General features: G+C 62.3%; 9 protein-coding genes. 3 read left to right on the top strand and 6 right to left on the bottom strand.

Annotated elements, in window-relative coordinates:
* Positions 1-166: 166 nt before the first annotated feature.
* From aspS to B208_RS0113610, 6 genes are all read right to left on the bottom strand, one after another.
* The gene (aspS, locus tag B208_RS0113585; RefSeq protein ID WP_007979596.1) at positions 167-1,465 is read right to left on the bottom strand and encodes an aspartate--tRNA(Asn) ligase; all 1,299 of its coding nucleotides are present in this window, start codon (positions 1,463-1,465) and stop codon (positions 167-169) included.
* A gap of 25 nt (positions 1,466-1,490) precedes the next feature.
* Positions 1,491-2,120, bottom strand: a complete 630-nt coding sequence (locus tag B208_RS0113590) for a TetR/AcrR family transcriptional regulator (protein ID WP_018128924.1) — start codon at positions 2,118-2,120, stop codon at positions 1,491-1,493.
* Complete coding sequence (locus B208_RS0113595; protein ID WP_007979594.1) at positions 2,117-2,920, bottom strand: ABC transporter permease subunit; 804 nt, start codon at positions 2,918-2,920, stop codon at positions 2,117-2,119. Before B208_RS0113595 ends, B208_RS0113590 begins: the two co-directional genes overlap by 4 nt.
* The gene (locus B208_RS0113600) at positions 2,913-3,845 is read right to left on the bottom strand and encodes an ABC transporter ATP-binding protein (protein ID WP_049805658.1); all 933 of its coding nucleotides are present in this window, start codon (positions 3,843-3,845) and stop codon (positions 2,913-2,915) included. Before B208_RS0113600 ends, B208_RS0113595 begins: the two co-directional genes overlap by 8 nt.
* Positions 3,846-4,060: 215 nt before the next feature.
* Positions 4,061-4,783, bottom strand: a complete 723-nt coding sequence (locus B208_RS0113605) for a phosphoglycerol geranylgeranyltransferase (protein WP_007979592.1) — start codon at positions 4,781-4,783, stop codon at positions 4,061-4,063.
* Between the two features lie 347 nt (positions 4,784-5,130).
* Positions 5,131-7,707: a DNA topoisomerase I gene (locus B208_RS0113610; protein ID WP_007979591.1), complete on the bottom strand. Its 2,577-nt coding sequence runs from the start codon at positions 7,705-7,707 to the stop codon at positions 5,131-5,133.
* A 182-nt stretch (positions 7,708-7,889) separates the two neighbouring features.
* Here B208_RS0113610 and B208_RS0113615 point away from each other — a divergent pair, with 182 nt between their 5' ends.
* From B208_RS0113615 to B208_RS0113625, 3 genes are all read left to right on the top strand, one after another.
* Positions 7,890-10,106: a sensor histidine kinase gene (locus B208_RS0113615; protein ID WP_007979590.1), complete on the top strand. Its 2,217-nt coding sequence runs from the start codon at positions 7,890-7,892 to the stop codon at positions 10,104-10,106.
* A 133-nt stretch (positions 10,107-10,239) separates the two neighbouring features.
* Complete coding sequence (locus B208_RS0113620; protein ID WP_007979589.1) at positions 10,240-10,779, top strand: response regulator; 540 nt, start codon at positions 10,240-10,242, stop codon at positions 10,777-10,779.
* Positions 10,780-10,859: 80 nt separating this feature from the next.
* The gene (locus B208_RS0113625; RefSeq protein ID WP_394294987.1) at positions 10,860-12,290 is read left to right on the top strand and encodes an MATE family efflux transporter; all 1,431 of its coding nucleotides are present in this window, start codon (positions 10,860-10,862) and stop codon (positions 12,288-12,290) included.
* The last annotated feature ends 44 nt before the right edge of the window (positions 12,291-12,334 follow it).

Here is a 12,334-nt window from a genome sequence, read left to right on the forward strand (position 1 = left end):
TCGGGCGACAGCGTATAACGGTTAAAATTCGTCGTCGTCATTCGGCGGTTTTGTTCGCGCGAAGATGCCGTCCACGATTCTGCTCGAAGACGGTGGCAATCTCGCGGGAACTGAGTCGTTCCACTTCGCTTCACTCCTCGCTCCCACTCGAAAACAGCGGTTTCGTCTACGGACTCAACCGCTGTCTATCTCGTGGGAACAGAACAGCCTCTCGAATGTTGTCCAACCCGAGCATCGTCATGATGAGACGCTCGCCGCCGAGACCCCACCCGGCGTGCGGCGGCATGCCGTACTTGAACATCTTCGTGTAGTAGTCGAACGCCTCGGGGTCCAGTCCCTGCTGTTCGAACCCTTCGACGAGGCGGTCGTAGCGGTGTTCACGCTGCCCGCCGGAGACGAGTTCCATGCGCGGATGCATCATGTCGAAACCGGTCGAAAGCTCCTCGTCGTCGTCGTGGTCCTTGATGTAGAACGGCTTGATTTCGCTGGGCCAGTCGGTGATGAAGTAGTGGGTGCCCACGTCCTCGCCGAGCGCCTTCTCGCCCTCGGTCGGCAGGTCGTCGCCCCAGACGAGCATCTCGTCGAGTTCGCCGGTGGCGTTGATGCGCTCGATGGCCTCCTCGTAGGTAAGTCGCGGGAAGTCGCCCTCGGGCACTTCGAAGTCGATGTCGAGCGCGTCGAGTTCGTCCTGACAGTTCTCGGCGACGCCCTCGTAGGCGGCCTTGACGACCGCTTCACAGGCGTCCATCGCCTCGTTATGGTCGTAAAACGCGCTCTCGAAGTCGATGCTGGTCGCTTCGTTCAGGTGGCGCGGCGTGTTGTGCTCTTCCGCGCGGAATATGGGACCGATTTCGAAGACGCGTTCGAGACCCGAACCGACCATGAGCTGTTTGAACAGCTGCGGCGACTGGTTCATGAACGCCTCCTCGCCGAAGTAGGTGATGGGGAACAGTTCCGTTCCGCCCTCCGTCCCCGTCGCCACGATTTTCGGCGTGTTGATTTCGCTGCAACCGAGGTCGCGGAACGTCTCGCGCACTGCGCGGAGCACTTCGCCGCGAATCTTGAACACGGCCTCGACATCTTCTTTGCGCGCGTCGAGCGTTCGGTTGTCGAGACGCGTCGAGAGGTCGGCATCGACCTTGCCGCTGGGGTCGAGCGGGAGTTCCGGTTCGGCCTCCGCGATGACCGCCACGTCCGTCGGGACGATTTCGACGTCCGTCGGCGCGCGCGGTTCTTCTTTCACGTCGCCCGTGATTTCGACGACGCTCTCGCGGTTGACGCCGAGGCCGGTCTCGACGAGCTCCTCGTCCATGTCGTCTTTCTCGAACTTGACCTGAATCTTCCCCGTCGTGTCGCGGACGATGAGGAACGCGATACCGCCGAGGTCGCGGATTTCGTGGACCCAGCCAGCGACCGTGACGGTCTCGCCGGGTTCGGCATCCGCGGTGTAGGTTCGGTTCTGCATACGGCCCAATTCTCCCGGGACGTGCTTAAACGCGTTCGTTTTCCCCCGTCGGGCGCGTCAACCCGGCGGCGACCGTCTCGACGAACGTGTCGCGCATGACCGGGTAGTATTCCTCGCCGAGCTGTTCCCGGTACGCCGTGAGGAATTTCACCGACCCCATCACGCCCACGATGGCGGCCGGGTCGCCGTCGCGGACGCTCCCCTCGGCCTGCCACGCTTCGACGTACGGGAGGAGGTGGGCGAACGACGCGGCACGCATCGATTCGTACTCCTCCTTTGAGATGCCGTCCATCGTCCGCAAGACGGTTTCCCACTCGTCGCCCGCGACCAACCGCTCGAACAGCGGGTTCTCCTCCATCTCATCGGCCAACAGCGTCATGAATCGCCGAATCGCGCGCTCGGGGTCGTCTTCCGTCTCGAACGAGTTGGCGATGAGGTCGTCGGCCGTCTCGTGCCCCTCGCGTTGCAGAATTTCGAAGTAGAGCGCCTCCTTGGAGTCGAAAAACCGATAAAACGTCCCGTTGGCGATTCCGACCGGATCCGTGAGGTCGGAGATGGTGGTCTTTTTCACCCCGTACCGTGCGAACAGGTCGGTCCCCGTCTCCATCAGCTGGTCCCGTATCCGCTCGCGCTCAGCGTCGTCAAATCCCTTCATGCGATGTCTTTCCGTTGGAAGATGACGAGGCTCACGGACACCAACGCCGCGATTCCGACGAGCAGGATTCCCGCCCCCGTCCAGTCGTAGGACCCGGAGACGAGGATGGCGGTCGGGTCGTAGTAGTGCATCGGGCTGAGGGCTCCGAGCCAGCCCATATCCGCCGATTCGCCGACGGAGTTGAGCAGGAACAGCGCGAACACCGCCCCGAGTCCCCCGCGCTGGGCGATGTCCTCACGGTCGAACAGCACCGACAGCAAGAGTCCGATGCCGCCACAGGCGAGCAGGTAGGGAATCGAGAGTAGGTGCACGACGGCCAAATCGCTCACCGACACCGACTCGCCGACGGCGACGACGCTCCCGTACACTACGATGCCCACGATGACGTTGAGGATGACGAGCGTGGGGAGCAACGAGGCGAACTTCTCGACCAGCACCTTCGAACGCGAGACGGGAGTGGCGAGGAGCACGTCCATCCGGTCGCGCTCCACGTCACCGGCGATGAGGCTCCCGGCGAGGTACGCCACGTAGACGCCGAGCAGGAGCAACCAGAAGAACTGGTACAGTTCGACGGCGAGGAATCCCTCCATCGTCGTCAGCGAGAACCCCGCTCCCGACGCGCCGAAGGCCGCCTTCATCGCCGGTGGGAGGTTGTTCCAGTACGCGTCGATGTTCGCCCCCGAGGACTTGATGGACGGGAACAGGGCGACGAACAGTATCGACATCACGCCGAGGAGCACCGCCAACGCGACCGCTCCCTTGACCCGCCGCGAGGACTCGTAGCGCGCGATTTCAAGCATCGACTTCACCTCCCTCGCTCGCGGAAACTTCACCCGCCTCGTCGGTGCTCGCTTCGCCGCCGTAGAACCGCATGAACACCTCGTCGAGCGGTGCCTCTTCGATATCGACGTCTACGACGTGATAGTCGGAGAGACGGTCCAAGAGCACGTCGTACTCCCCCGTGTAGGTGAACTGCACCGCGCCGTCGAGCACGAGGTCGTGGACGCCCGCGAACTCGAACTCCTCGCGGGCCACCGGTTCGTTCGTTCGAAGCCGCACGCGCTTGCCGTTCCGGTCGAGGAGCGTCTCCACGTCCTCGGTCGTGACGAGCTTTCCGTCGCGGATGATGCCCACGCGGTCACAGACCTTCCGAACCTCGCTCAAGATGTGACTCGAAAAGAAGAACGTCACGCCGCGCTCCTGCTCGTCTTCGAGGAAGTCGTAGAACCGCTCTTGCATCAGCGGGTCGAGTCCCGAGGTCGGTTCGTCCATGATAACGAGGTCGGGGTCGTGCATGAACGCCGAGACGATGGCGAGCTTCTGTTTGTTCCCCCGCGAGTACTCCTCGATAGCCCGCTCGACGGGGGCGTCGAAGAGTTCGAGTAATTCCTCCCGTCGGTCGTCGCCCTTCAGCGACGCTTGGTAGTCCAGAAACTGCGTTCCGGTCGCGCCTTCGTCGAATCCGGGGTCGCTCGGCAGGTAGCCGATGCGTTTTTTCGCTTCGATGAGCGCACGTTCGTCGCGCACGTCGTACCCGAGCACCGTCGCCTCCCCGTCCGTCGGGGCGATGAATCCGAGCAGCGTCCGAATCGTCGTCGTCTTCCCGGCTCCGTTCGGGCCGAGGTAGCCGAACACCTCGCCCGATTCGACGGAGAGCGTCAGGTCTTCGATACCCCGCGTCTCTCCGTAGTACTTCGTCAGACCGACCGTTTCGAGTGCGGACATGTGTATCCCGACCGTATATCCGCACCATGAATATATGAATATTCCGTTCATGAATATTCGAATCTCTTATTCACGTCCGTCAGCGCTTTTTTGGGTTATTTGCGTCGTTTCCACTCACAATCACCGTCTCTACTCACAATTGGCGGCGCTTTACCCCAGCGTCGCCACTACTCCGAATGACCGACGGAAAACGAACTCTCGTACGTCGAAGCTCCTTACGCCGATTCCGCGCGCGCCTTCTTCGCGTCTTTCGCACCTTCGACCGTCTCGCGGACGGCCTCGACGCCCTCGTCGTGCACGAGGTCGCCGACGACCACGATATCGGCGTGCGCCGCCATCGTGTTCGCCGATTCGTAGTCGCGGATGCCGCCGCCGTAGAACAGCGTCGCCTCGTCCAACGCTTCCTGTGCCATCTTCACGGTTTTCGGGTCGCCGAACGTACCCGAGCACTCGATGTAAATTATCTGCTGGCCGAGCATCTTCTCCGCGAGTTCGGCGTAGGCCGCCACGTCCTCCGGCGTCTGGTCACAATCGGCGTCGGCGTATTCCGCGACGCTCGCCTCGGGGTTCAGGATGATGTAGCCCTCCGTGTGCGTCTCCGACCAGTCCACGTCCGCCATCCGAATCCACTCCTTGTGGAGTCCGGCTATCCACGCCACGTCTCGCGTGTTCAGCACGGTCGGGACGAGATAGCCGTCCAGCGCGTCGCTCTCCACGACCACGGCCGGGTTACTCGGCTCTTGATAGAGCGGCACGTCGTACTCGGCACAGGCGTCGATGACCCGCTGCATCTTATCCTGCGTCATATCCAGCGTGCCACCGATTTCGAGCGCGTCCGTCCCCGTCGCGCACACGTCGGCGAACGTATCGCCATCCGCGAGGCTCTTGTCCGGATCGAGTTTAGTTATATGGTCCCAGTCGTCCCATGGCGCAGTCATAGGGTTCCTTTCAAAACTCCCGGCTAAAACAGCTTCGAAACGACCTTTTACGACGCTCGCGGGTCGGCGGGACGACAACCGCTGTCGTCCCGCCAACCGGCTCCCTGTAAAAGCTCGACCAAAAGCACTCCTCCTTCATTTCGAGGGCCGACACGTGTCGGCCCTCTCCATTCAGTCGTCGGCCCGGAAAATCGAAGATTTTCCGGAAAGAAGACTGGTCTCCGCGGTTTTTCATCGGCTGTTTCCGGCGGTTGTGAAAATGCGAGTTACTGGTGGTTGTGTCACTGCTGATTCTGGCATAATGCGGACGCCGTGCACGATTTGTGATGTAGATGAGGGGGGACGAATCAGTCCGCTTTCGCCTGCCAGTTTCGCAATCTATCTTCGCTGACGCCGTTGACCTGCTCGGCAACCGTCTCGGCCTCGGCGTCTTTCAGGTCGTCGATGGTGTCGATACCGGCCTCGGCGAGCTTTTCGGCGGTCTTCGCACCGATGCCGTCGATGACTTCGAGCCCGCTCTTGCGTTCGCGCTGTTTGAACTCCTCGTAGTTGCAGATGGGACAGCCGAGTTCCCACGGTTCGTCCCCGTCATCGGACTCGTCCGATTGGCCAGCCGAGCTTTGCTCGGTGTCGTTGTGGATGACGAGTTCCGGGAGGTCGTGTTCCTCGCACCGCTCGTCGGTCACTTCGATTTCGCCCCGGCGGGGGAGCGGCAGCGAGTAGTCACAGTCGGGATAGCGCGTACAGCCGACGAGTCGGGAACCGGTCTGGAGCTTTTTGATGGCGAGTTCGCCGCCGTGTTCTTCGGCGGTTTCACCGCCTTCGTCTCGCTGGCTCTCCGACCCAGCGCCTTCCCCACACTGGGGACACTCCCCGATGATCCGGTCTTCGGCTTCCTCGGCCTCCTCCGCCTTGCAGAGCGGACAGCCGTGGACGAAGGTGCTTCGTCCGGCGAGTATCTTCACCTCGCGGAGGTCGTGGTCTTCGCACGTCTCGTCCAGGATGAGCGGTTTGCCCTTGTTCGGCAGCGGGAGCGTGTAGGTGCAGTCGGGATACCCGTCACAGCCGACGAAGTACGACCCGCGTCTGCTCTGGCGCACGAGCAGGTCCTCTCCGCACTCGGGACACGGCCCCAGCGTCTTGTCCTCCTTCAGCGACTGTTGGAGCTGTTTGCCGATCTCCTCGCGCGACTCCTCCAAGTCGTCGAACACCGTTGCGAGGATTTCGCGCGACGAATCGGCCACGTCCTCCAAGTCCGCCTCGCCTTCCGCGATGGCGGTCATGTCCTCTTCGAGTTCGCGGGTCATCGTCTCGCTCACCACGAGGTCGGCGTAATCCTCCGCGGCCTTCACGACCGCCTGCGCGAGGCGGGTCGGCCGCGGCGGGTCGCTTTCGAGGTAACCTCGGTCGTAGAGCTTCTGGATGGTGTTGTGGCGGGTCGATTTCGTCCCGATTCCCATCTTCTCCATCTTCTCGATGAGCCGCGACTGACCGTACCGGCGCGGCGGTTGGGTCTGTTTGTCCTCGATTCGCGTGTCGATGATGGACAGGTCTTCCCCTTCCTCCACGTTCGGCACGTAGTTCTCGCTGGTGTTGAAGTACGGGTAGACGGCGTGGTAGCCCTCTTTGAGGAGGCGCTTTCCGTTGGCCTTGAGGGTCAGGTCGTCCACCGTGGAGACCACCTTGAGGTGTTCCCACTTCGCCGACTCGGCGACGGTGGCGAAGAAGCGTCGAACCACGAGTTCGTACACGTCCCACTCGTCGTCGCCCAACTCGCCCTTCGTCGGGATGTCCTCGGTCGGGTGAATCGGCGGGTGGTCGGTCGTCTCCTCGTCGCCCTCGGTCGGTTCGATGTCGTCTTGTTCGAGCAGGCCGTCCGCGTCGTCGCCGAAGTGGTAGTTTCCGACGAACGTATCGAGCAGTTCCTCTGGGTCCAAATCGTCCGGGTAGACGGTGTTGTCGGTCCGCGGGTACGTGATGTATCCGGCGGTGTAGAGGTCTTCCGCGATGCTCATCGCGCGCTGGGCGGAGTAGCCGAGGCTGCCCGCCGCGCGGATGAACTGCGTCGTGTTGAACGGCGCGGGCGGGGTGTCGGTTCGCGTCCGCCGCGAGACGCTATCGACGGTCGCCTGCGTGGCCGATTCGAGGGTTTCGTACGCTTTCTCGGCCGTCTCCTCGTCCCAGACGCGTTCCGCCTCGTTGCCGTCCTCGTCGCGGTAGAAGTACTGCGATTCGAACGCCTCGTCGTCCTTCTGCAGGTCGGCGAACATCTCCCAGTACTCCTCGGGGTCGAACGCCTGAATCTCGCGTTCCCGGTCCACGATGAGCTTCAGCGTGGGACTCTGGACGCGCCCGACGCTGATGAAGTCGTTGCCGAGTTGTCGCGCCGAGAGCGAGAGGAATCGCGTCAGTGCGGCCCCCCAGATGAGGTCGATTATCTGGCGGGCTTCGCCCGCGGCCGCCAGATCGAAATCGAGTTCGTCCGGGTTCTCGAAGGCCGAAGAGACCTCGTTTTTCGTAATCGACGAGAATCGAACGCGTTGGATGGGCACGTCCTCGTTCACCTCGCGGACGAGTTCCCACGCTTCCTTCCCGATGAGTTCGCCCTCGCGGTCGTAGTCCGTCGCAATCGTCACCCGACTCGCATCACGCGCGAGCAGGCGGAGCGTCCGAACGATGTTCTCCTTCGTCGGCTGTTTCTCGACGCTCGCGTCGATGAGTTCTACCGGTTCCACGTCGCGCCAGTCGTTGTACTCGGGTGGAAAATCCACTCCGACGACGTGGCCCGACAAACCGATGCAGCGCTTCCCGCCCCACTTGTAGACGTTGACGCCGTTCTGTCGGTCGGCCTCCGCACTCTCGCCGGAAAGTATGTCGGCGATTCGACGTGCGGCGTTGTCCTTCTCGGTGATGATGAGTTCCACTTACGCACCACCCCGGTTCGCGTCGGTCATCGCCCTCGGCTACGGCCATGGCGCTGGTAAACGTTTCGCCAACGAAAGAAAGTAGGATTCCACGGGAACCCCCGACGTCCCCCCCGATTATCTGGGGTGATAATGGAAGAAACTGCTATGTGTCGAAGACCTGTACAAAAACATGCTCTGATATGTTCGGTTCGATAACGTTCGGTGGCGGTGTCGTCCTCACTGGTACCGCCCTCGGTGGCGGTGTCGGCTTCGTCCTCGCGCGACACGCGTGGTCGAATCGGGACGTTCCCGGGGCGACGCTCTTTTCCTCGCTCATCCTCGCCGTCGCCGGGTGGTGCGTTTTTTCCCTCCTCCTACTGACGAGTACGTCGCTCGCTCGCGCCCGTCTCTGGACGACGCTCATCGGGGTTTGCGTCACCGCCATCCCCGTCCTCTGGTTGACCTTCGCGCTCGAATACACCGGTCGGGACGATTGGGTCTCGCGCAAGACGTTGCCGCTCATTTGGGCGGAACCGGTCCTCTACACCGTCGGTTCGTTATCGAGCCCCCACCACGGCTTTGCGAACGACAGCGCCGCGCTGGTGACGAGCGACGGTCTCACCGCCCTGTCGGTCGTCCACACGCCGTCGTTCTACTTCCACCTCGTCTATCTGTTCGTCGTCCTCGTCACCGGATTCGGATTTTTCACCGCGTTCTTGGTCCAAGCCGACCGACTCTATCGAAAACAGACGGTCGCCATCATCCTCGCGGGACTGCTCCCCCTCGTCGGGACCGCCGTTTTCTCCTTCGTCGACCTGAACATCGCGTTCGGCTTGGCCCCCGTTTTCTTCGCCGCCAGCGCCATCTTGGACTGTCTCGCTCTCTTTCGGTACGACTTTCTGAACGTCGCGCCGCTCGCCTCCGAGGTCGTCCTGTCCGAGATGGACGACCCCGTTATCGTCGTCGCGGACGAGCGAATCGTCGAGTACAACCCGGCGGCGAAGCCGTTGTTCGACGGCGACACCATCGTCGGCCGTGACCTCGAATCGGTCGTTCCGGGGCTGTTGGACGCCGTTTCGAGCGACGAACCGTTTTCCCCGCCTTCGGTGCTGGCGGACGGCGGTTCCGTCGGGGAAACGCCCATCTACGACCCTCGCTCGACACCGATACGCGACCACCACGACGCACATCGCGGCGACATATTCGTCCTCCGCGAGATAACGAGCCAGAAACGGCGGGAAGAGACGCTCCGCGCGCTTCAATCCGCGACCCGGCGATTCATGAACGCGGAGCGACCGGAGGAGATCGCCGAAATCGCGGTGCAAACCGCCGACGAGGTGTTGGACCACCCCTATTCGTCCATCTTCTTCCCGGAAGACGACGGGGCGGTCCTTCGGTCGGTTGCGATGACCGACCTCATGCGAGACGGTCTCGACGGTGAACTGACGTTCTCGCGCGATGCCGAACCGATGTGGTCGGTGTTCGAATCCGGAACGCCGGTCGTGTACGAATCGGTCGAGCAACTCTCGAAGCCGCCGTACGGGTATCTCCCCCTCGGATGTCTGTTGTCGCTGCCGCTCGGCGAACACGGCGTCCTCGCGGTCGGAAGCGACACCCGAAAACGGACGTTCACCGAGAACGACCGCCGATTCGCCCGTATCCTGGCGAGCACGACGGAGACGGCCCTCGACCGCGCACAACGCGAACGCGACCTTCGGGAGAGTCAAGCGATGGTCGAAGAACGAACCGAGCAGATAGAGTTCTTCAACGGCGTCTTGCGTCACGATATTCTGAACGGCATTACGGTCGTCAACGGCAATCTCGAACTCCTCGAACCTCACGTCGCGGCGACCGGGGAGTCGTATTTCGAGACGGTCCGTAACTGGAGCGAGGATATCGGGCAACTGACGGAGAAGGTGCGGTCCGTCAGTCAGACCGTTACGGACTCCGAGTCGGTATCGTTGGAATCCGTGTCCCTTTCCGACGCGCTGTCGAGGCGGGTGACGAAGGTCCGGAACACGTACCCGAACGTGAGTATCGACGCCGACATCGAGGACGGATTGGCCGTCTCCGGCAACGAACTGCTCGGCGAGGTCGTCGAAAACGTGCTCCTGAACGCCATCGAACATCACGACCGCGACGACCCGTCGCTCGTGATTCGGACACGGCGGTCGGAGGAGACTGTCCGCGTCGAAATCGAGGACGACGGACCGGGAATTTCGGAGGAGATGAAAACGCGGGTCTTCGACCGCAACGTTACGTCCGAATCGACCGGTTCCATCGGGTTCGGTCTCTACTTCGTCTCGGTGATGATGGAGCAGTACGACGGTTCGGTGTGGTTCGAAGACGCGAACCCGTGCGGCACGGTGGCCATCCTCTCGTTCCCGCAACTGTCAGCGGACGCTCCACTCACATGAACGATCACTTCGCTTTTGGGAATGTTCCAGAGCTGTAATCTAAGAAACCAAAGATATATGTGCATCTGATTGATTATCTCTACCACCACACGGTTAGAATATGAATGCAGATGGGAATATCGGTGTGCTAATCGTGGACGATGAGGTGGAGGTAACCACGCTCTACGAGGAGTGGCTCGCCGCGCATCGGACACACGTTGCACACGATGGACAGGAGGCCCTTACAGTGCTCGACCGGCGAGGAGAGGAGATCGATGTGGTTCTTCTCGACCGGAAAATGCCGACGTTGAGCGGCTCCAAAGTCCTCGAACGCATTCGTGCACAAGCGTACGACTGTCGCGTCGCCATGATCACCGCGGTGGCACCCGACTACGATATCATCGACATGTCGTTCGACGAGTACATCACGAAACCAGTCGATGGCGATACCATTCGACGGACGGTCGAGGCGCTGTACAGTCGGGCACAGTACGCGGAGACGTTGACCCACTACTATTCGCTCGTTTCGACGCACGCCAACCTCTTGGCGGAACATTCCTACGACGACCTGCAAGAGAACGACGAGTTCGTTTCGCTCGAAACGGAAATCGAGTCCGTCCGCCGCAGTCTCGACTCGTCCCTCGAAGTCGACGACCACCGCGAGTTTCAACACGTCCTCCGCGAGATTCAGTAGTCTGTACTCACGAGAAACCGGCAGAGAGCGGACGGGATACGTTCGTTTAAGAACCGTTCGACCGTTGCTCTGAAACGTTTATGTCCGGGCGACCTACAGGACGCGTCGATATGACCGACGGTGCCATCACGCCGAAACTGGTGACGCTGGCGTGGCCCCTGGTCGTCGGTAACCTCCTCCAGACGTTTTACAACCTCGCGGACATGTTCTGGGTCGGCCGGGTCGGCACCAACGCGGTCGCGGCCGTCTCGCTCATGTTCCCGACCTCGTGGCTGTTCGTCTCGCTCGCGATGGGACTCACCGCGTCGTCGGTCGCGCTGGTGTCACAGCATATCGGCGCCGGTGACGACCGGGCCGCGGACAACGTGGTCGCACAGACGACCCTCCTCACCGTCCTCGCCGGGGTCGTCCTCGCCGCGTTCGGCTACGCGTTTCGCTCGCAACTCCTCACGCTCGTCGGTGCGGAAGGGCCGGTCTACGTGCAGGCGCTCCAGTACATCGAAGTCCTGTTCATCTCCATCCCGTTCACGTTCCTGTTTTTCGTCTTCAGGGCGGTTCTCCGCGGCGCTGGCGACACTCGAACCGCGATGTGGTTGATGGTTATCTCCGCTGGGATGAACGTCGTCCTCGACCCGATACTCATCCTCGGCTACGGCCCGTTCGACCCCATGGGAACGCAAGGTGCGGCGGTCGCCACGCTCGTCGCTCGCGTGTTCGCCGCCGTCGTCGGCGTGTACGTCCTCCTGCAGGGGGACTGGGGAATCCGACTTCGACTCGACGACCTCCGCCCCGACTGGCCGGTGCTGAAACGGCTCGTTACGGTCGGCTATCCCGCGACCATCGACGGTGCGGCGCGGAGTTTCGCCGCCGTGGCGATGGCCGCGTTGGTCGCTCGGTTCGGACCGGTGCCGACCGCCGCCTACGGCGTCGGCGTTCGAATGATGTCCGTTTCGTGGACGGTTTCGGGGGCGGTCGGACAGGCCGCCGCGACCGGCGTCGGTCAGAACCTCGGTGCGGAGACGCCCGACCGCGCAGCCGAGGTGACGCGGAAGGCGACCATCGGAACGTTAGTGGTGCTGTTCGGCGCTGGCGGATTGATGGTGCTCTTTCCCGACGTCGCCATCAGCGTGTTCACGGACGACCCAGAGGTGGTCCGCGTCGGCACTCACTTCCTCGAAGTCATCGGGCCGTTTCTCGCCTTCTTCGGCGGGCTGATGGTGATTCAGGGCGGGTTCCGCGGCGCGGGGAACACCGGAGTCGCGATGGCGCTCTCGTTCCTCTCGCGCTGGATGCTTCGGATTCCCGTCGCGATACTGCTCGCCTACCAGTGGACGCTGCAACTCGGTCCGCTCACCCTCTCCGGGCTCGCGTGGGGCGTCAACGGTCTCTGGTGGGCGTGGTCGATTTCGGCCATCGGGTCGTTCGTCATCGGCGTCCTCTGGTTCAGCCTCGGCACGTGGCGACAGGGCGTGTTGGGGGACGAGGAACGACAACCGACGACCGCGGACTGAGCGGTCGGAACGTCGGCACGGTCAACAAAAAACGGGCACGGTGC

The organism is Haladaptatus paucihalophilus DX253 (assembly GCF_000376445.1).
GTDB lineage: Archaea > Halobacteriota > Halobacteria > Halobacteriales > Haladaptataceae > Haladaptatus > Haladaptatus paucihalophilus.